At 39.2% G+C, this 19612-nt stretch carries 19 protein-coding genes; 11 read left to right on the top strand and 8 right to left on the bottom strand.

What is annotated here, in order from left to right:
- Positions 1-8 precede the first annotated feature (8 nt).
- Positions 9-482, bottom strand: coding sequence for a hotdog fold domain-containing protein (locus tag GQR45_RS15710; RefSeq protein ID WP_007581322.1), 474 nt, complete (start codon positions 480-482; stop codon positions 9-11).
- Positions 483-665: 183 nt separating this feature from the next.
- Between GQR45_RS15710 and GQR45_RS15705 the strand changes: the two genes are divergently transcribed.
- The 3 genes from GQR45_RS15705 to GQR45_RS15695 all read left to right on the top strand — a co-directional run bounded on the left by GQR45_RS15705 (position 666) and on the right by GQR45_RS15695 (position 3038).
- Positions 666-1865, top strand: coding sequence for a multidrug effflux MFS transporter (locus GQR45_RS15705; RefSeq protein WP_101164158.1), 1200 nt, complete (start codon positions 666-668; stop codon positions 1863-1865).
- A complete protein-coding gene (locus tag GQR45_RS15700; protein ID WP_101164159.1) occupies positions 1862-2506 on the top strand; it encodes a LysE family translocator in 645 nt (214 codons plus the stop codon). Before GQR45_RS15705 ends, GQR45_RS15700 begins: the two co-directional genes overlap by 4 nt.
- A 67-nt stretch (positions 2507-2573) precedes the next feature.
- Positions 2574-3038 (top strand): methylglyoxal synthase, encoded by a 465-nt coding sequence (locus GQR45_RS15695; protein WP_002958191.1) that lies wholly within the window; start codon positions 2574-2576, stop codon positions 3036-3038.
- 19 nt (positions 3039-3057) lie between these two features.
- On the opposite strand, the gene yegD is transcribed toward GQR45_RS15695, so the two are convergent.
- From yegD to GQR45_RS15665, 6 genes are all read right to left on the bottom strand, one after another.
- Positions 3058-4422, bottom strand: coding sequence for a molecular chaperone (gene yegD, locus GQR45_RS15690; RefSeq protein WP_007581315.1), 1365 nt, complete (start codon positions 4420-4422; stop codon positions 3058-3060).
- A gap of 62 nt (positions 4423-4484) precedes the next feature.
- On the bottom strand, positions 4485-5327 hold the full coding sequence (locus tag GQR45_RS15685) for a DNA ligase (RefSeq protein WP_165726442.1): 843 nt from the start codon (positions 5325-5327) through the stop codon (positions 4485-4487).
- A gap of 33 nt (positions 5328-5360) precedes the next feature.
- Entirely contained in the window at positions 5361-6023 is a 663-nt protein-coding gene (locus tag GQR45_RS15680; RefSeq protein ID WP_165726441.1) for an HAD family phosphatase, read from the bottom strand.
- A gap of 75 nt (positions 6024-6098) precedes the next feature.
- The gene (locus tag GQR45_RS15675) at positions 6099-6398 is read right to left on the bottom strand and encodes a hypothetical protein (RefSeq protein ID WP_007581307.1); all 300 of its coding nucleotides are present in this window, start codon (positions 6396-6398) and stop codon (positions 6099-6101) included.
- A 116-nt stretch (positions 6399-6514) separates the two neighbouring features.
- Complete coding sequence (locus GQR45_RS15670; protein ID WP_165726440.1) at positions 6515-8782, bottom strand: TonB-dependent receptor; 2268 nt, start codon at positions 8780-8782, stop codon at positions 6515-6517.
- A 420-nt stretch (positions 8783-9202) separates the two neighbouring features.
- The gene (locus tag GQR45_RS15665) at positions 9203-10063 is read right to left on the bottom strand and encodes a mechanosensitive ion channel domain-containing protein (RefSeq protein ID WP_007581304.1); all 861 of its coding nucleotides are present in this window, start codon (positions 10061-10063) and stop codon (positions 9203-9205) included.
- A 201-nt stretch (positions 10064-10264) separates the two neighbouring features.
- On the opposite strand from GQR45_RS15665, the gene GQR45_RS15660 reads away from it, so the two are divergent.
- From GQR45_RS15660 to GQR45_RS15640, 5 genes are all read left to right on the top strand, one after another.
- Positions 10265-10474, top strand: coding sequence for a hypothetical protein (locus GQR45_RS15660; protein WP_024590275.1), 210 nt, complete (start codon positions 10265-10267; stop codon positions 10472-10474).
- 208 nt (positions 10475-10682) lie between these two features.
- A complete protein-coding gene (locus GQR45_RS15655; RefSeq protein ID WP_007581300.1) occupies positions 10683-12818 on the top strand; it encodes a M3 family metallopeptidase in 2136 nt (711 codons plus the stop codon).
- A gap of 114 nt (positions 12819-12932) precedes the next feature.
- Entirely contained in the window at positions 12933-13778 is an 846-nt protein-coding gene (locus tag GQR45_RS15650; protein WP_024604670.1) for a carboxylate/amino acid/amine transporter, read from the top strand.
- 74 nt (positions 13779-13852) lie between these two features.
- Complete coding sequence (locus tag GQR45_RS15645; protein WP_165726439.1) at positions 13853-15184, top strand: glycerophosphodiester phosphodiesterase family protein; 1332 nt, start codon at positions 13853-13855, stop codon at positions 15182-15184.
- Between the two features lie 243 nt (positions 15185-15427).
- On the top strand, positions 15428-16162 hold the full coding sequence (locus tag GQR45_RS15640) for a dienelactone hydrolase family protein (protein ID WP_165726438.1): 735 nt from the start codon (positions 15428-15430) through the stop codon (positions 16160-16162).
- A 43-nt stretch (positions 16163-16205) separates the two neighbouring features.
- On the opposite strand, the gene GQR45_RS15635 is transcribed toward GQR45_RS15640, so the two are convergent.
- Positions 16206-17129: a LysR family transcriptional regulator gene (locus GQR45_RS15635; protein ID WP_007581293.1), complete on the bottom strand. Its 924-nt coding sequence runs from the start codon at positions 17127-17129 to the stop codon at positions 16206-16208.
- Positions 17130-17286: 157 nt separating this feature from the next.
- Here GQR45_RS15635 and GQR45_RS15630 point away from each other — a divergent pair, with 157 nt between their 5' ends.
- The 3 genes from GQR45_RS15630 to yghU all read left to right on the top strand — a co-directional run bounded on the left by GQR45_RS15630 (position 17287) and on the right by yghU (position 19591).
- Positions 17287-17970, top strand: a complete 684-nt coding sequence (locus GQR45_RS15630; protein ID WP_165726437.1) for a type 1 glutamine amidotransferase domain-containing protein — start codon at positions 17287-17289, stop codon at positions 17968-17970.
- A gap of 116 nt (positions 17971-18086) precedes the next feature.
- Positions 18087-18668 (top strand): rhomboid family intramembrane serine protease, encoded by a 582-nt coding sequence (locus GQR45_RS15625; RefSeq protein ID WP_010555361.1) that lies wholly within the window; start codon positions 18087-18089, stop codon positions 18666-18668.
- A gap of 77 nt (positions 18669-18745) precedes the next feature.
- A complete protein-coding gene (gene yghU, locus GQR45_RS15620; RefSeq protein ID WP_007581288.1) occupies positions 18746-19591 on the top strand; it encodes a glutathione-dependent disulfide-bond oxidoreductase in 846 nt (281 codons plus the stop codon).
- Positions 19592-19612: the final 21 nt, after the last annotated feature.

Below are 19612 nucleotides of genomic sequence, written 5' to 3'. Positions count from 1 at the left end.
AACGTAAGCTACCTTTTTTCAGTAATATACATAGTAATATCTGCAGTGAAAACAAGCTCATTGCGGGTATTATACAGTTTAACCGGTACTACTAAGTCTTCTTTATCAATCCACTTATGCGGTAAATCAATTTCAGCGACTGCTCTTACATCTGTATCTACTTTAGCCAAATACCTAACTGTCATCCCTTTTGGGATCCAACGATGCGTTTTAACTGGCACTGTTGCATCAACCATTACACCTGCACACAATTCAGCTAAGTTACACTGCGCAATAGCATGAATAGTTCCAATATGATTATGAACGCTGCGACGATTTTTAACCAACGCACTACAATGCCCTTCTCGAAGGTCGAGCACGTAAGGTTTCATTGAACCAAAATATGGCGCTTTAAAGCAAACAGCTTTAGTAAAAAGCCAATTCCCGAAAGGTAGGCGCTTAAATTTATGCCATGTTTGTACAAGTGCAGATTTATTACTCATTATTATTTTCCATCAACAGTTACTTTTTTAAAATTAACACATCAGACCAGTTTTAAAAAGTGCATTTACACTGCCTTTTTAGCTTAATCCAATCAAAAAGTAAGAATGACAACCTATGCAGGGGTCATAAGCCCTTTCTTTTTTATGAGTGCCCACCTAAAATACTCGACAAAAGGAGACTCAATGCAAACACAGCCCGCTAAACCTAATATGACTTTGTTACTTATCCTAGCGTTACTCGTTATATTTTGCCCTATGGCAATCGATATTTACTTACCCGCTTTTCCTACTATTGCAGAACAATTTGCAGTTACAGAACAACAAGTTCAGCAAACCGTTGCTATTTTTATGCTAACAGTAGGTTTAGGCCAATTAATTGCGGGGCCTTTGGCCGATAGGTTTGGCCGAAAGCCAGTGGCTATAGTGGGTATAAGTTTATATGCAGGCTCAGCATTACTTGCCTATTACTCGCCTTCTTTTGAAGTATTGATGATTGCACGTGCTCTTCAAGGTTTTGGAGCCTGTGCCACATTTGTTGTCGCATTTGCGATAGTACGTGACAAATATGGTAGTGAACGAAGTGGACAAATGATCACTTACCTTAACGGGATTGTGTGCTTTATTCCGGCAATGGCACCTATTTTAGGGGCTTGGCTTACCGTACAATTTGGCTGGCGTATGAACTTTATGTTTTTAACCGCGTTTGCCATTGTAGGCCTTGTTGTTACGCTATTCTTTTTTAGAGAAACTCGTCCTGCTGATAGCCATTATCAGGGGCATATTTTAGATTTACGTCGCTTTACACCTATTATAAAAACACCGGTATTTTTGTTTAATAGCCTAATTTGCATGGTCTCAATGTCGGCGATATTAGTTTATGTGACGCTAGCTCCAGGCTGGCTTATTACGCATTTAGGCGGCACTGTAGCCGACTTTACTTTTTGGTTTACGTTAAATGCCGTAATAAGTATTGTCGCTAGTTTTATTTTACCAACGTACATTAAACGAAATAGCCAACGTGCTTTGCGTGTCGGTGTGAGTGTACTGGTTTTTTCAGGTGTTTTAATGCTAGCCCTTAGCGGTATAGAGACGGCATTTGCGCTTATGTTACCTATTTTAATTGCAGCATTAGGCTTTGCTCTAAGTTTAGGCTCAGCTGCAGGTATGGCTCTGTCGAGTTTTCCTAAACAAGCAGGCACAGCCTCAGCATTACTTGGTGCTATGCAAATGAGTGGCGCGAGTATACTCGTTGTTTTAACCCAATATTTGGGGTTAAGTACACCGTGGTTAATTGCTTTTCATTTATTATTACTAGTTCCGCTTTGGATTATTTTAATGAGCAAAAAAGCACATACTTTACACCCAACTAAAAGCGCTCAATGATCAATCCTGATTTTTTAGCCTCGTTTTTATTAGCCAGCTTTTTAATGGCTGTAGCACCTGGGCCATCAAATGCATTTTTGATGGCACAAACATTTGCTAATGGTCGAAGCGCCGGTATGCAAAGTGCTTTTGGTTTTGCATTAGGTGGGGTTATTCATACTCTATTTGCTGTTGTAGGCCTAAGCGCAGTCCTAAAAGCTTCCCCAAGTGCCTATGCCGCAGTGCAATATGTAGGCGCAGCATATTTATGTTATTTGGGATTTATGATGATTAAAGGCACGCTAAAGCAGCCAGAGCCTATATCTGATGACAAGCAAACCGATAAACCGCATATAAGTACCAGTAAAAAAAGTAATGTCATGTTTCAAGCCATGATGACTGAAGTGCTAAACCCTAAAGTGGCGCTGTTTTTTATTGCATTTATTCCGCAATTTGTAGATCCAACGCTTTCATCTGCTACTTTTCAACTCGCTTTTTTTGGCTTGCTTTACCCTATTTTTGCTTTTCCGATTGACTGCACGTATATTTATTTTGGCGACAAAATTGCACAGTTTTTTAGACGTAACCCAAATAGCCAACTTTGGATTGATAGGATCACCGGCATTGTATTTATAGCCCTTGCTATCAATCTATTATTTTAACTAACCTGCACTTTGGTTAAGAGATTTATTACCCAGAGTTTAAGCTAACTAATAAAAAAGAATCAGCATGGAACAAAAAACACAATCTCTTCCCGCACAAAAAAATATTGCTTTAGTTGCCCACGACGGTAAAAAAGCAGCATTAAAATTATGGTGTGAAAAACACAAAGAAATACTAAGTAAGCACACTTTATATGGCACAGGTACTACCGGGCATTTAATCCAAAAAACCACGGGGCTTGATGTAGTTCAGCTATTAAGTGGCCCTATGGGCGGCGATCAACAACTTGGCGCTAAAATAGCTGAACATGAGATACATGTTTTGATATTTTTTTGGGACCCATTAGCATCACAGCCTCATGACCCTGATGTTAAAGCACTGCTGCGTTTAGCCGCTGTTTGGAATATTCCGGTGGCGTGTAATGAGGTGAGTGCAGATATGTTATTAAGCTCACCGCTTATGGATGTAGAGCTTGAACGTACATTGCCAGATTACGAAAAATACCTCGCAACCCGACAAATAGATCTTTAAACCTCAATTGTAATCTAGGTTATTTATAAAGCATGCTGGCCCATTTAGTCAGGCCAGCAGTTACACTACCAAAGTGGTCCCCGTTAACCATTTTTATATTACCTAAGTGCTCACTTAAAGCCGCTTTAATCAATGGTGACTGTGCACTACCGCCTGTTAAGTAAATAATGTCTGGCGTGGTCGCAGCGTCGCTGATTGCTTGTTTTGCTAAAGTAACTATTTGGCTAATACTACTCTCAACGGCAACAGCTAAATCGCTTACCGATACATTTTTATTCAGCCCACTATCTAAAAAGCTTAAATCACAATCAAACGCACTAGCTGACGAAAGTGCTATTTTAGCCGCTTCACCTTGTTGTACTAACTGATGACCTTGCTTGTTTTGCTGTAAATGTATTAAACGCTTATAAAGCTCAGGTGCACTTACATCACGTAATTGTGCATTTAGCTCTCGGGTATGGCTTTCACTATAGAATTGGCTTTGTAAATTTACATCGTTAATTTTACACGCTTGCCAAAACGCTTGATTAGGCAAAGGTAGACCTGATTTAAACGTACTGCCTAAACCCAATAACGGCATTAAACCATGAAAGCTCAAAGCAATATCTAAATCGTTTCCGCCAACACGTTTACCACTGTGAGATAAAAAATCGCCATCGCGCTGGCTATTTCCTCTAAAACTCGGGCCCATTTGTACAAACGAGCAGTCACTCGTACCACCACCAATATCAATAACGAGTACTTTTTGATCCTGAGTTAAATCACTCTCGTAATCGATACCCGCAGCAAGTGGCTCATATAAAAACTCTACGTCTTTAAAACCAGCGCGTTTAGCAGCGCGTTCTAAAATACCGACCGCTTGTTGATTTGATTGCTCACCACCCACAGCTTGAAAGTTTACTGGGCGACCAATCACTGTTTGTGTAAGTGTTTTACCTAAAGAGAGCTCAGCCCGTTGCTTAATTTTTAAGATCATCGCGGTTGCGATATCTTCAAAAAAGTTAATTTGACCTTGCTTTAAACCTGTTGCGCCAAAAAATGATTTAGGGGACTTAACAAAGTAGCCTTCTTCAGGGAACTGCACGTACTCGCTAATCGCTTCACGACCAATAAATAGGGTTTCATCTGAAGGCTGTAAATCAAGGTCTGACTTAATACGAGGTAAGGTATTTAATAATGCTTGGCGCTGCGTTAAAAAGTCATGCTCATGGGCTGTGCCATGTAAGTGCTTAGCAACAAAGTCAACAACCAAGGCACTGTGATGAGTGTAAAGTGTAGACGGTAAGTAATGTTTTCCTTGCTCTAGCGGTACTAATTGAACATTACCCTCGCTCATTACACCCATAGCACAATTAGAACTACCGTAATCAAAACCTACAAACATACTTCACCACACATTACCAAAAAGGCCGCGCAATTTAGCACACTTTGTAAAAATTATAAATGTTATAAACTATCTCTTACTCGTAAAAAACTAGCAAAACGCGGTAAACCGTTTTTTGTTAATCCATGAAATCGGTACGTTACAGTGCTACCTATCTCAGGCGCAGTGGAGCGCTCTGCATCACTAAACCCAGTACCAATAGAAAACACCTGCCCTTGTGCTGTTTTTACCCTTAATGCCCCTAACATACCTTGGTATTTTCCTTTACCTGGTAAATGCGCAATCACAACCGCTTCTGCATCTAAATAAGGTTTTAATTTTAGTAATGCATTGCTTCGACCATTGCTGTGCTTAGCACTGGCCAAATGAAGTATTACGCCCTCGCCGCCCTGCTTAGTTATGTTTTCAAAATACTCTGTGAGCTGCTCATTATTAGTAAAGCTATATTGAACTACAACGCTAATGTGCGGCGAGTTTAGGCTAGTAATAAGCTCATTATAGTTTTTATAACGAGTGCTAAAAGGCAGATTTTCATCTGGCATATCAAATACTTTATAAGTAATAGTTTGCCAATCATGATTATTAGGTTTTTTAGTTCTTACTATGCCACTAAGCACAGAAAAGTGCTCACGCTTGGTCCATAGCTCACCATCAAGCCATACATTTGGCAATGGCGCTGTAAACCAACTCGGCGCATTGATAATATTGCCCTTGCGAGTAACAAACTGCGTGCCGGTCCATATAGCTCTTACACCATCATATTTTTCACTGACTAAATACTTACTTACATCGTAATGTTTAGTTTCGTTATATACTTTAGCGAGTAAAACAGAGGGTTGTGCTGCACTTATACATTGCGTAAAAAATACAACAACAATTAAAAGCAGGTGTTTAATAGTAAACATTGGCGCATCCAAGCAAGTAAAAGTTGGCTTAAACTATAGTTGAGATTGCACCCATTGCCAAAACTCATCTAAGTTACTCATTTTATAAGTAGCTAGGCTAAAATCGTGATCTTTAGTATGGCTATTGGCAATGGCTACAACACGTAACAAAGCATTGTTGGCCGCCGCCGCCGTAACGCCGGTAAATGTATCCTCAACGGCTATTGCATTGCCTGCCTGTATATTTATCTGCTTAAGTGCCAGTAAATATGGGTCTCCAGCAGGTTTAGGATTAGTTACATCGTCTTTTGTTACCACCGTGTCAAACAGCTCATAAAATCCTAAACCTTTAAGTATTGGCATAGCTTCACTTTTAGCACTGCCCGTTACTAGCGCCATTTTTAAGCCACTCGCTTTTACAGCTTTCAACGTTTGCTCAGTAAACGGCATTAGTGGTGGTAAATGTGTTATTACATATTCGCCAAATAAACGGTATTTTTCATCCGCTAAAAACTGTGCGCTTACTGATAAGTTATGCTCTTGCTTAATCTCTATTGCAGCTTCTAAAGTGGGTCGTCCTGAAAAGCGCTGACAAAAATCATTTTCTAAATAACTAACACCATAAGGCTTAAGTAGTTTACTCCAACATACAAAGTGCATGCTTTCTGAATCAACTAATGTGCCATCCATATCAAATAATACTGCTTCTAATGTCATCCTCATTCCTTATTTAACCTAAGCCAAATTTTGACAATAAAAAAGGCGCCTTAAGCACCTTTTATTAAATTGTTGTTATTGCGTTAAGCCAGCTGGTGGCTCACCCGTTGCTTCTTCACCCGTATCAACATCAACAAGCTCATAGCCACGCGTTTTACGCATAACTTTAAGTACAGGCTTTTCAAATGCTGTTTTTAAACGATCTGAGTCATCTTTCAACTCATCAAGTGTTGTACCAAAAGGGGCTGCGCCTGTTTCTGACCAGTTAGTCACTTTACCGTTCAGGTTATATTCTACTTCGTGTATTTGATATTGCGCTGCTTCATCTTTCGTTGCTTCACAAAAAATTACACGGTAATTCCAAAATCCAGCCATTGCTCTTCTCTTTAAATAAACCAATTAGGCGCTACTTTAGCAGCTCTAAAAGGGGTTATACAAATAAAAAAGCCTGCGCAATGCAGGCTTTTAAAGTAAATACTTTTAGCTATTAGTTAGAAAAATCTAACTTTAAACTCAGCACCTACGTAACGTTCTTCGTTAACAATACCCGTATTGTTATTAAAGTCTACAGCTCCAATAACTTGTTGCTCGTCAAATAAGTTACGAACAAAAGCGGCTACTTCGTATTCGTAATCGCCTTCAGACCATGTGTAACCTGTACGCAAACCTGTTTCAATAAGCTCTTTACCTTCAAACTCTACTGATTCGTAAAGGAACATATTGATTTTACTACGATAAGAAATATCACCGCTTGCGAAGAAGTTACCATCGGCAAGTTCTTTAGTGTAGCGAAGCGTAAAGTTAGAGATCCACTCAGGAGCATGCGGTAAGCTATTACCATCAAGTACAGCAAGACCAGAACCATTAATTGGGTCAGTTACAGTACATTGAGCACAAACAGCGACAGCTAAATCGTTATCTTTAATTTCTGTTTTATTGTAGCTTAAGTTAAACGTTGCATTAAACTCATCGCTTAATACCCACTGCGTATCTAACTCAAAACCATAGCCAGTCGTTTTATCAGCATTAACTAAACGGTTAAAGTTAGCACCACCGCCTACAGCTGTAAGTTGCTGGTCGTCCATTGTGTAATAAAACACAGTCGCGTTAACACGACCTTGGCCATCTAACACGTCTGATTTAATGCCTGTTTCGTACGATGTTACAGTTTCTGATTCAGCTGTTGTTACATCATCACCAAACAAAATACGACCTTGTAAACTAGGTGCGCGGAAGCTATTTGCTATACGGCCGTACCAGTTAACATCATCGTTTACTTTATAATTTGCAGATAAGTCCCAGCTAACATGGTCGTCACTAACATCACGCTCTACAAGTAATGCACCACCGCCAATTGGGCTAAGTGTACGGTCAGCGACAAAATCTTTATCGTCATCAGAGTAGCGAAGTCCCGCTGTTACTTTTAAATCATCTGAAAAAGTATAATCTACAGAACCAAATACAGCCCAAGCTGTAGTATCTTGCTGTTGACGAACATAGCCATTTAAAGCACCAGCATCGGGTGTTGAGAATGTATCGTAGCTGTAGTTTTCAATTGTTAGTTCTTCATCGAAGTAAAAAACACCTACTTGATAATTTAAATCGCCATCAAAGTTACTAGATAAGCGTAGCTCTTGCGTCAACTGGTCGTGATCTGGAATGCCATCAGCACTTTCTGAAGAGAAAGGGATAAAACCAGGCCCCATGAAATCTGGAATATAAGAAGCACCGTAACCGCCGTCGATGTCAGCGCGAGAATAAATTTCAGCACTTTCCCATGCAGAAATTGAAGTGATTGTGTGATTTTTAAGTTCCCACTCAAGCTTTAAGCTTGCACCTTCAGATTCTACTTGTTGAGTAGAACGAGATGCTGCATCTTGATAAACAACATCACTTTCATAATTATCTACTAGCTCGTTAGTACCCGTTTTAATTACATTTGCACGAAAGGCAATTGGCGAGCCATCTAAATCACGTGTGTGATAGTTTAATAAAGCAGTAAAATCATCGCCTTCATATAAAAACTGAACACGTGCCGCTTTTTCAGTGTAACCACCTTGCTCGTCTTTAGCTTCAAAGCCTGGAGCTTGGTTATCAATGTAATCGTCTTTATCTTGCCATAATAATGAAACACGAGCAGATAAACGGTCAGTTAAAGCACCACCTACAGCACCACTTGTGTCTACAGCGCCACGGCTACCGTATGAAACAGAGCCATAACCATCAAATTCTTGGCTTGGTTTAACAGTATCAAACTTAACAAGGCCAGCCGGCGTGTTACGTCCAAATAAAGTTCCCTGTGGTCCACGTAATACTTCTACGCGTTCAACATCAAATACTGGGAAGCCTTTTAAAATTGCATTTTCTTGAACGACTTCATCAACAACAAGTGATACTGGTTGTGATGCATTCAAATCGAAATCGGTATTACCTAAACCACGAACGTAAAAGCGTGGGAATGAACGACCAAATGAAGATTCAATAGATAAACTTGGAATTTTCGCATTTAAAAAACGAATATCCATACCAGCTGAGCTATACGCATCAAGGTTATCACCTTGTAGAGCAGATACTGCTACTGGTACTTCTTGAGCGTTTTCTACACGTTTACGAGCTGTTACTTGAATAACTTCTAGTTGATTACTTTTTTTAGCTGTTTTTTCTTCAGCAGCTAAAGAAGAAAATGAAGTACCTGCTACTGCAGAGAACAACGTTGCATTGATTAGGGTAGCTAACGTAGATCTTTTCATTGCTTTCATGTTGGGTTTAACCTTTTTTGTGCACTCTTGTTCAACGGTTTTTTGTGTTGCGCAATGTATTCATTGCGGGCTCGTTCAATTTTTCGCGACTTGCGTCATGCGCGCGGACCTTATTACCGAGAGTACAAAAACGATGTTATAAGGCTGAACGAACGATTAAGATTATACCATTGTGTGATAATTTTACTGCATAAATATAGACATAATTAGAAACTTTTTTGCAACATTTAACTACAAAATCACGTGTTTTTATCACTATTTAGATGCAAAATTCTAATATTAAGGACATATGTCCTTTATTGGATTTAATAAAATGGAGTAGGAAGAAGGGATTGTTTTACATGTTAACCTAAAATAGAAACACCTGTGTTTTTATTAAAAGCCGCCCAAGAGCGACTTTTAATATTTACTATATTTGAACTATGAGCGCTTAAATGCAATTTCACCGTCGATATGAATATCACGCTGCGGAAAAGCAATCACTACATCATGCTTTTCAAATACAGCGTAAATACTAAAACGAATATCACTGCGTACTTTTCTAAGCATGGTTTCAGACTCGGCGCACACCCAAAAAATAGCGTTAAATACGAGCGAGCTATCTGCAAAGTCATCAAATAACACCGATGACTTTGGATTAGCCAATATTGCTTCATGATCATCAAGCACTTGTTGAATAAGCTTTTTAACCAGTATCACGTCTGATCCATACGCAACGCCTACACTGACCGATGAGCGTGCATTGCCATCTATTAGCGTCCAGTTTGTTACTGTATTTTCGAGCAATTGAGAATTAGGAATAAGCATATGTACGCCGTCATTTCGGCGAATACGCGTTGAGCGAGTATTAATTGTTTCTACCACGCCTTTTGCATTGCCTACCTCTAAAAAGTCACCAATACGTATTGGGCGTTCCCACATTAGTATCCAGCCACTAATAAAGTTATTGATAATATTTTGAGCACCAAAGCCTACACCAATGGCTATTGCACCTGAAACAAAAGCAAACGCAGTAAGCGGTATGCTTAATACTTCTAAAGATGTAAAAATTAAAATAGCGATACTTAAAATAAAGTAGATACGTGTAAATAAATGCACGGCATCTTGGCTTAACTTTTTTGCCAATAATGTTTTTGTTATTAACTTGCCAATACGCGTCACAATAAACCAAATAGCGAAAAGTATTAAAGGCACTTTAATAATTTTTGCTACGGTAATGTGTACATCGCTGTAACTAAATACAACAAAGGCAAGAATTTGGTTTATGTGTTCTAAAGTCATTTATTTTCCAAAACAAGCAAAGGAGCGCTTTAAATTTAAATCGCTATAAAGTGAAAGCGGTTCAGTGTTGGGTAAGTTTAGCAGTCATAATATAACTAAAACGCCAAGTTAATAAGTTCAATATACTTTTTATGAACAATTTATTAACTCTTTATTGCACCGAGTGCTATATAAGTAGTGTACAAGCACTGGAGATCACATATGACACAACTTACTTTAAATCAAAGACTCGCTACTTTGCAGCCGCAGGTAGACTTACATTTATTTGAAAGCAGCCTAGATTACCGAAATAAAATTTTGTGCCTTCTTGCAGAACAAGAGCAAACACTGGCATCTATCAACAAAGAGTTTGGCCAACAACAACCTAGCAACTTTGGCTCTGAGAGAAAATTTGTACTTGGATATAACTAAGCAATTATGACTCAACGACTTATTAAGTAGCTCAGGTGTTTACTTTTAGAGCTACTCTTACCTCCCTTAAAGCTAAATATTAGCTAATTTGCGTTCAAATCCCCCTTAATACCGATAAACTTTATTGTATAAACGCCAAAATTTGATAAGTTAACTAGGTTTTTCGACTCGCAAAGCCTATTCCGGCTAATCTTTCTATGGAGTTATTATGCGTAAAACCCTGATCGCCACTACTATTGCTAGTGCCTTAATATTATCGGCCTGTTCATCTAACGATACACAAAACATGGCAAAAGAAGGCGCAGCACAAGTGCAAGACATGAACGCAAACAATGTTTTATTTAAGCCAAGCCCATTGCAATATATGGCACCAGAGTTTGATAAATTTGGTACAAAAGACTACGAAGCTGCATTCGATGCAGGTATCGCACAGCACACGGCACAAGTACAAGCCATTGCTAATAACCCTGCTCCAGCAACATTTGAAAACACATTAGTTAAAATGGAATTGTCAGGGGAGCTATTAAATCGCGTATCGGCTGCTTTTTATAACTTATCTGGTTTAATTTCAGATGCTGAATACCAGCGTATTGATGAAAAAATGGCGCCTGTATTATCTGCTCACTCAGATGATATTTACTTAAACGGTGAATTATTTAAGCGCGTACAAACAATTTACGACAATCAAGATAAATTAAACGCAGAAGATAAACGCCTAGTTGATTTTTACTACAAGCAGTTTGTAAAAGCAGGTGCTAAATTAAATGACGCTGAAAAAGCTAAAATGCGTGAAATTAACTCAGAGCTAGCTCAGCTATCTACTGCGTTTTCACAAAACATTTTAAAATCGTTTAAAGAAGACGTTATTGTAGTTACAGATAAAAGTGAATTAGCGGGTCTTTCTGAAGGCGAAATTGCAGGCCTTGCAGCTTCAGCTAAAAAAGCGGGCAAAGACGGCTACATGATCACTTTGGTAAATACAACGCAACAACCAATTTTAAGTAGCCTTGAAAACCGCGACCTACGTGAGCGAATTTTTAAAGCCTCTGCAAACCGTGCAGCAAAAACTAACGGCCCTATTATTATTAAAGAAACCAACCTACGCGCTCAAAAAGCAGAGCTTTTAGGCTACAAAGATTGGGCTTCTTATGTAATGACGTCGCGTATGGCGCAAACAACTGAAAACGTTTACGGCATCCTTGATGACCTAGCACCAAAAGCAGTTGAAAAAGCAAAGATTGAAGCAGCCGCTATTCAAAAAGTGATTAACGATTCAGGCGAAAGCTTTGAGCTTAAACCATGGGATTGGACTTTTTATGCTGAAAAAGTACGTGCAGAAAAGTACAACTTAGACCCAGCACTTGTTAAACCATACTTTGAAATGCAATCAGTTATTCACGATGGCTTATTCTTTGCAATGAACAAACTATACGGTATTACGTTTAAAGAACGTAAAGATCTTCCTGTTTATCATGAAGATGTAACCGTATACGAAGTATTTAACGCTGATGGCAGCGCTATTGGTTTATTTTACTTAGACCCATATGCACGTGAAGGTAAACGTGGCGGCGCATGGATGAGTGCATACGTTAGCGAAAGCGGCTTAAAAGGCACTAAACCGGTTATTTACAATGCGCAGAACATTCCAAAACCTGCTGCAGGCGAGCCTACGCTAATGACGTTTGACGAAGTGTCTACTATGTTCCATGAATTTGGTCATGCTGCACATGGGTTATTCTCAGATGTTAAATACCCAAGCCTAGCGGGTACTGCAACGGCGCGTGACTTTGTTGAGTTTCCGTCACAAGCAAATGAAGATTGGATGATTGAACCAACAGTACTTGCAAACTATGCTAAGCATTACAAAACAGGTGAGCCAATTCCACAAGCTTTACTTGATAAAGTACTTGAATCACAAAAATTCAACCAAGGTTACGGCACTACTGAATACTTAGCCGCTGCACTACTTGATATGGAATGGCATTCATTTGGTTCTGATAAAAAAGTAGCTGACGTTCAAAAGTTTGAGCAAGACGCGCTAGAAAAACACGGTATTGCTTACTACCCTGTTCCACCACGTTACAAATCAAACTTCTTTAGCCACACATTTGCAGGTGGTTATTCAGCGGGTTACTACGCGTACCTATGGACTGAAGTGTTTGCAGCAGACGCCTTTGCACATATGGAAAACAACGGCGGCTTAACACGTAAAAATGGTGATAAGTTCCGTAAAGAAATCCTATCAAAAGGTAACAGCCGCGACTTAATGCAAAGCTACATTGAGTTTAGAGGTCAAAAACCAACTACCGACGCACTACTTAAGCGCCGTGGTTTAGTTGAATAAATAACTTAATTTATTAAGCTCACTTTTATAAAAGCCCGCTTGCGGGCTTTTATTGTTTATACATTAATTTATAACAGATAAACTGCTGCCATTAATTATTTAAAGACGACGGCTATGCGGTACTTATTTGCAGTAACTTTACTTTGGGCATTTTCATTTAGTTTAATTGGCGTGTATTTAGCTGGCCAGGTTGATGCATGGTTTAGTGTGTTAATTCGCATAGCACTAGCCACTCTGGTATTTTTACCCTTTTTAAAGTTTAAACAAACACCTAAACCTTTAGCCTTAAAGCTCATGCTGATTGGCGCTATACAACTTGGTGTTATGTATAGCTTTTACTACCACTCCTTTTTATTTTTAAGCGTCCCCGAAGTACTGCTATTTACAGTAATGACTCCTTTGTACATTACCTTGCTAAATGATGCATTGAACAAACATTTTAACCCACGCTTTTTTATAGTCGCACTTATTGCTGTAATTGGTGCAATTACCATTCGTTACGAAAACCTAAATAGCAATTTCATAATTGGCTTATTATTAGTTCAAGGTGCGAACATAAGTTTTGCTGTAGGCCAAGTAACCTATAAACGCTTAATGATGAACAATAAGCTTGATGATAAAACCGTATTTGGATGGTTTTTTATAGGCGCACTTATTATTGCCACAATTTGTTATGCATTATTTGGTAATTCAAACAAATTACCAACCACTTCTACTCAGTGGGGCATACTGATTTATTTAGGGGTTGTTGCATCAGGCCTTGGTTACTTTATGTGGAATAAAGGCGCAACACTCGTCAACGTTGGAGCTCTGGCAGTCATGAATAACTTACTTATCCCAGCAGGGATTATTGTTAACGTGCTTATTTGGAACAGAGATGCTGACATAGTTAGGTTAAGTATTGGTGCAGCTATAATGTTAGGTGCATTATTAGTGAATCAAATGCTTAATAAAAAGTAAATTAATAAACTTGTAGCTAAATTGTCATTAATAATCATTAAGGTAGTACAAATTTTACTTTTTAAGGATAAACAATGAAACGTATTACCTTACTTACAGGCTGTATATTGTTAGCCACACTTGCTGGCTGCGACGACGATGTAGAAATAGTAGAAAAAGAAGTGGTTGTTACCAACACCGAAGTTGAGATTGTTGAAGTACCTACGCCTGTTATTGTAGAAGTACCAAGTGGTAGTGCGCCAGATATTCAACTAGGCACTCGTCCGTATTATTTAGTCAATGATATGAGCGACAGCGCTTTAAAAACACAATTAGAGTCATGCAGTGAAGGTCCTTTTTACCGCACCGACTTTTCTATTGGTCATCGCGGTGCATCAATGCAATATCCTGAGCACACCAAAGAAGCCTACATTGCTGCAGCTAGAATGGGCGCAGGCATTGTTGAATGCGATGTTACATTTACAAACGATAAAGAACTAGTATGTCGCCACTCCCAATGCGACTTACACACCACAACTAATATTTTAGCCATCCCTGAGCTTGCAGCTAAATGCAGTGTGACATTTACACCAGCAGACCCCGCTAATGGTGTTGCTGCTTCTGCAAAATGTTGTACCAGTGATATAAGCTTAGCGGAATTTTTAACCCTTGAAGGTAAAATGGATGGTGCAAACGCCAATGCAACTACCGTTGCCGATTACATGGATGGTACACCAAATTGGCGCACTGATTTATATGCCACCAACGGCACATTGATGACCCATAAACAAAGCATTGCACTGTTTAATGAGCTGGGTGTAAAAATGACCCCTGAACTTAAATCGCCACAAGTAAGTATGCCATTTGATGGAATGACGCAAGAGCAATATGCGCAAAAAATGCTAGACGAGTACACACAAATGAATGTGCCAGCCTCAAAAGTTTACCCGCAATCGTTTAACCTTGAAGACGTAAAATACTGGATTAACACTAACCCTGACTTTGCAGATAAAAGCGTATACCTAGATGGTCGCGACAGTGAAGCCGGATTTGATCCAAGTAACCCACAAACATGGCAACCTGGTATGGATGAACTTGTGGCTGACGGCGTTAAAATTTTAGCCCCTCCAATTTGGATGATGCTAACAATAGATAACGAAAATAATATCGTGCCATCACAATACGCAATTGACGCAAAAGCAGCAGGTTTAGAGCTTATTGCATGGAGCCTTGAGCGCTCAGGTCCGCTTAATGAAGGTGGTGGTTATTACTATCAATCAATTGCTGATGTTATAGATAACGATGGCGATATGATGACGGTCGTTGATGTACTCGCAAAAGACGTGGGTGTAATGGCTATATTTTCAGATTGGCCGGCTACCGTAAGTTATTACGCTAGTTGTAATAAAATGTCTGCAAGTATTTAATACTAATCTGCTTATATATGGGGTCTATTTAACGTTAAGAAAATTACGCTAGAACTAGGCAAAAATTTTTTATCTAGTTGTTCTAAATAAAAAATTTTTAACGACGTTATAGTGAAATTTAATTCGTTAAATTGATCAAAGATTTATGCAGGTTGGTATAAATACTCGACAACAAAAGTCGTTTATTTTATCGCGCTCAGTTACCATATCATTATATATAATTTTATTTAACTGAGCGCTTTTATGATAATTCAACAACATAACGCAGACTTGCCAACACCTACAGGTTTAATGCGAACAACCATCTATCGCCCTCAGGCGCAAGGGCAGTTCCCTGCTATTATTTTTTATTCTGAAATTTTTCAGCAAACTGCACCTATTGCACGCAGCGCAGCTATTTTAGCAAGCCATGGCTTTGTGGTATTAGTACCGGAAGTGTTTCACGAGTTAAATCCTATGGGCACTGTGCTTGCTTACGACGATGCAGGTAAAGATAAAGGCAATGCAGATAAGTGGGCAAAACCACTTGAGCATCATGATAGCGACACGCAAGCCATGATCGACTTTATAAAGCAGCAGCATTACTGCACAGGTACCGTAGGCGCTATGGGCGTATGTATTGGCGGGCATTTAGCTTACAGAGCGGCGCTTAATCCTGAAATTAAAGCGGCTTTTTGCTTATACGCAACTGATATTCACAGCAATACATTACCGGCAAAATCAGGTAATAACTCATTTGAACGCATGGCTGATATACAAGGCGAAATTCACTTTATATGGGGTAAACAAGACCCGCATGTGCCAAAGGAAGGCCGTACTAAAATATACCAGCAATGCGTAAGCACTGGCATTAATTACCAATGGCAAGAAGTTAATGCCCAGCATGCCTTTATGCGTGATGAAGGTGAGCGATACGATGCAGCCCTTGCAATTAATATGTATCAACAAGCGGTTGCATTATTTAGCCGTACTTTATAAGTGTTTTATAAATGCTTTATAAATATTTAAAAAGCGAAAATAATTAAACACTTTTCAGCATACCCAAGGAGGTATGCTGTTTTACAAAATACGCTTTTAAGTAATCAATAAATAATCGTAGCTTTTTAGAACCCGCAGCTCCTGGCGGAAATACCCCGTACAGTTCAATATCTTTGCTTTTATAATCATCTAATATTATTTCAAGTAGCCCTGCTTGTACTTTAGGCCACGCATCGTAAAGCGGAATACGCCCAATGCCATGCCCTGCTTCTACAAAGGCAGTACGTGCAGCTGCGTTATTAGTACTTAAGGCGCCTTGCATTGTAATGTCGTGTTTTTTACCATCTTTTGAAAGTGTTAACGTTTTACTTCCTAGCTGATAAACCACCCATTGATGATCTGCCAATTCTAAAGGTGTTTTAGGTTTACCAAAATGTGTAAAGTAATCCGGCGCGCCACAAATACAAGTGCTCATTGTAGTCAGCTTGGTTGCCTGCAAGTTGGAGTCACTCAGTGCCACTCCCCTAATTGCAAAATCAAACCCATTTTTAATAATATCAACCACATCGTCAGTAAGCTGTAAGTCTATTTTAATTTTAGGATATTGGCGCTTAAACGTATTTATTGCAGGCACAATTAACTGCATTCCCACATTTACTGGGCAACTAATTTTAAGTAAACCTTGTGGCTCGCTCTTTATATTTTCTATTTGCTGATTAGCCGCATTAGCTTGTTCGGTAATTATTCTACAACGCTCATAATAAGCAATGCCTGCTTCAGTGAGCGCCATGGTACGGGTTGAGCGATTTAGTAAAGTAACTTCAAGCTGCGTTTCTAATTTTTTTAAATGATAACTTGCAACTGCTCGCGTAAGCCCTAGCTGTTTGGCAGCAGCGGTTAAGCTGCCCTGCTCTACAATTTGCGCAAATACAACCATGCTCTTTAACTGCTCAAACGACACCTTCATATGTGCTCCGTAGCGTGTTTTAAATTCAACCCCTCTATTGTATCAATTATTAAACCAATAAAGTTAAATTTATCATCGTTGTTTAAAGCTCTGTTAGTGCATATAGTAATTGGTAAGCAAGATAAGCCAATTTAAATCATCAGAAGGAATATATTCAATGTCTAAAAAAATACTTATGGTTCTTACATCTCACGCAGAACTTGGTAACACTGGCGAAAAAACAGGTTTTTGGGTAGAAGAATTTGCAGCCCCTTATTATGCATTTGTTGATGCAGGCGTTGAAGTAACATTAGCGTCTCCAGCTGGCGGTCAACCACCCATTGATCCGACAAGTACGCTTGTCGATTTTCAAACAGATGCAACAAAACGTTATGACGCAGATAGCGCAGCGCAAACACTTATGGCAAACACTAAAGTGTTGAGTGAAGTAAAATCTAGCGATTTTGACGCTGTATTTTACCCAGGCGGTCACGGTCCATTATGGGACTTGGTTGACAACACTGATTCAATCTCACTTATCGAAAGCTTTGTAAAAGAGCAAAAACCTGTTGCTGCGGTATGTCATGCAAGTGCTGCATTTTTAAATGTTAAAGATGCCGATGGCAATGCATTAGTAGCGGGTAAAAAAGTAACTGGTTTTACTAACTCTGAAGAAGCTGCAGTGCAACTTACCGATATCGTGCCATTTTTAGTTGAAGACGAGCTAATTAAAAAAGGCGGCGATTATCAAAAAACTGACGACTGGGGCGTATTAGCGCTAGTAGATGGTTTAGTAATTACCGGTCAAAACCCAGCAAGCTCTGAACTAGCAGCCAAAAAACTATTAACTAAACTAGGTTAATAGTGAGTAAAAATTAAAAATAAGCACAGCATCTTATGCTGTGCTTTTTTAATTGCTTTTCATTAGCAAATACAATTCCTATACTGGCAACTCTTAAAGTCAATTAGGGCGATTATATGGCAACCAAGCCAACCACACTGTCATTACTAACGAGTACCCGTTTCGCAATATTTAGTATTGTTGTTATTTGCTTCGTACTACAGGTGATCAATAGTCTACCTGGCATAAACCTTAATGGTTTAGGCATATATCCACGCAGTATCCAAGGATTAATTGGCATACTATGCGCACCTTTTTTACATGGTAGCTGGTGGCACTTTGCCAGTAATATGATCCCATTTGTAGTATTAAGCTGGCTAATTTGCCAGTACAGCGTAAAACGTTTTTATAACGTATTTATTTTTACCGCTCTAGTCGGTGGACTCTTAGTTTGGGCATTTGGGCGCAGTAACATACATGTTGGTTTAAGCGGTGTTATATATGGTTTATGGGGCTTTATTCTATGCTACGGCTTAGTAAGACGCTCATTAAAATCAATTATAATTGCAGTTGTAGTGGCTATACTTTATAGCGGTTTTATATGGGGTGTTTTACCTCAGCGCTATCATGTATCGTTTGAAAGCCATTTATTTGGAGCGCTAAGCGGGTTGTTTTTAGGTTATAGATTAGCAAAAGCCGATAAATTAAAAGGTCGGTAAATTAAGTATTAGGGCCTTTAATTAATTTTTTATGGCCACATTTACCATATATGTATTTCATCTAACAGAGGTTATTTATGAGTGATAAAAACGAATACACGCCACCAAAAGTATGGACGTGGGAAAGTGAAAGTGGCGGTAAGTTTGCCAGCATTAACCGCCCAATCGCAGGCGCGACTCATGACAAAACTCTACCTATTGGTGAGCACGCATTTCAGCTTTATTCTCTCGCGACACCTAATGGCCAAAAAGCTACAATCATGTTTGAAGAGCTTTTACAGCTTGGTTGCACCGATGCAGACTACGACGCATATTTAATAAACATAGGTGATGGCGATCAGTTTGGATCTGACTTTGTTGATATTAATCCAAACTCAAAAATCCCAGCGCTAATGGATCATTCAACCACGCCGCCTACTCGCATCTTTGAATCTGGTTCTATTTTACAGTATTTAGCTGAAAAATTTGATGTACTTATACCTAAAGATCTAAAAGCTAAAACAGAGTGTCGTAACTGGCTATTTTGGCAAATGGGCTCAGCGCCTTACTTAGGTGGTGGGTTTGGTCATTTTTATAGCTACGCACCAAGTAAAATGCAATACCCTATTGACCGTTTTACCATGGAAACTAAACGCCAGCTTGACGTGTTAAATCGCCATTTAAGCGAAAATGAATACATGGCAGGTGATGAATACTCAATTGCCGATATTGCAATTTGGCCGTGGTACGGATCGTTAGTGCTTGGAGCTTTATATGATGCAGCAGAGTTTTTAGATGTTGCTTCATACACCCATGTTGTACGCTGGGCTACGCAAATATCAGAGCGCCCCGCTGTTAAGCGTGGTCGTCGCGTAAATCGCACATGGGGTCCTGAAGAAGAGCAAATGGCAGAGCGCCATAACGATAGCGATTTCGAAGGTTAAATCTATAGAACAGCAAGTAAA

It is taken from the genome of Pseudoalteromonas sp. SA25, assembly GCF_011378705.1.
GTDB classification, from domain to species: Bacteria; Pseudomonadota; Gammaproteobacteria; order Enterobacterales; family Alteromonadaceae; genus Pseudoalteromonas; species Pseudoalteromonas arctica.
Note: the sequence above shows the minus strand (reverse complement) of the source record. Positions and strands in the feature narration are given on the sequence as shown.

Bases quoted from the DNA above. Each gene is read 5' to 3' on its own strand.
- GQR45_RS15650 (WP_024604670.1), top strand. From the start codon at position 12,933: ATGCGGTACTTATTTGCAGTAACTTTACTTTGGGCATTTTCATTTAGT.
- GQR45_RS15700 (WP_101164159.1), top strand. From the start codon at position 1,862: ATGATCAATCCTGATTTTTTAGCCTCGTTTTTATTAGCCAGCTTTTTA.
- GQR45_RS15685 (WP_165726442.1), bottom strand. From the start codon at position 5,327: ATGTTTACTATTAAACACCTGCTTTTAATTGTTGTTGTATTTTTTACG.
- GQR45_RS15645 (WP_165726439.1), top strand. From the start codon at position 13,853: ATGAAACGTATTACCTTACTTACAGGCTGTATATTGTTAGCCACACTT.
- GQR45_RS15710 (WP_007581322.1), bottom strand. From the start codon at position 482: ATGAGTAATAAATCTGCACTTGTACAAACATGGCATAAATTTAAGCGC.
- GQR45_RS15635 (WP_007581293.1), bottom strand. From the start codon at position 17,129: ATGAAGGTGTCGTTTGAGCAGTTAAAGAGCATGGTTGTATTTGCGCAA.
- GQR45_RS15640 (WP_165726438.1), top strand. From the start codon at position 15,428: ATGATAATTCAACAACATAACGCAGACTTGCCAACACCTACAGGTTTA.
- GQR45_RS15670 (WP_165726440.1), bottom strand. From the start codon at position 8,782: ATGAAAGCAATGAAAAGATCTACGTTAGCTACCCTAATCAATGCAACG.
- GQR45_RS15695 (WP_002958191.1), top strand. From the start codon at position 2,574: ATGGAACAAAAAACACAATCTCTTCCCGCACAAAAAAATATTGCTTTA.
- GQR45_RS15705 (WP_101164158.1), top strand. From the start codon at position 666: ATGCAAACACAGCCCGCTAAACCTAATATGACTTTGTTACTTATCCTA.
- GQR45_RS15630 (WP_165726437.1), top strand. From the start codon at position 17,287: ATGTCTAAAAAAATACTTATGGTTCTTACATCTCACGCAGAACTTGGT.
- GQR45_RS15655 (WP_007581300.1), top strand. From the start codon at position 10,683: ATGCGTAAAACCCTGATCGCCACTACTATTGCTAGTGCCTTAATATTA.
- GQR45_RS15625 (WP_010555361.1), top strand. From the start codon at position 18,087: ATGGCAACCAAGCCAACCACACTGTCATTACTAACGAGTACCCGTTTC.
- GQR45_RS15660 (WP_024590275.1), top strand. From the start codon at position 10,265: ATGACACAACTTACTTTAAATCAAAGACTCGCTACTTTGCAGCCGCAG.
- GQR45_RS15675 (WP_007581307.1), bottom strand. From the start codon at position 6,398: ATGGCTGGATTTTGGAATTACCGTGTAATTTTTTGTGAAGCAACGAAA.
- GQR45_RS15665 (WP_007581304.1), bottom strand. From the start codon at position 10,063: ATGACTTTAGAACACATAAACCAAATTCTTGCCTTTGTTGTATTTAGT.
- GQR45_RS15680 (WP_165726441.1), bottom strand. From the start codon at position 6,023: ATGACATTAGAAGCAGTATTATTTGATATGGATGGCACATTAGTTGAT.
- yegD (WP_007581315.1), bottom strand. From the start codon at position 4,422: ATGTTTGTAGGTTTTGATTACGGTAGTTCTAATTGTGCTATGGGTGTA.
- yghU (WP_007581288.1), top strand. From the start codon at position 18,746: ATGAGTGATAAAAACGAATACACGCCACCAAAAGTATGGACGTGGGAA.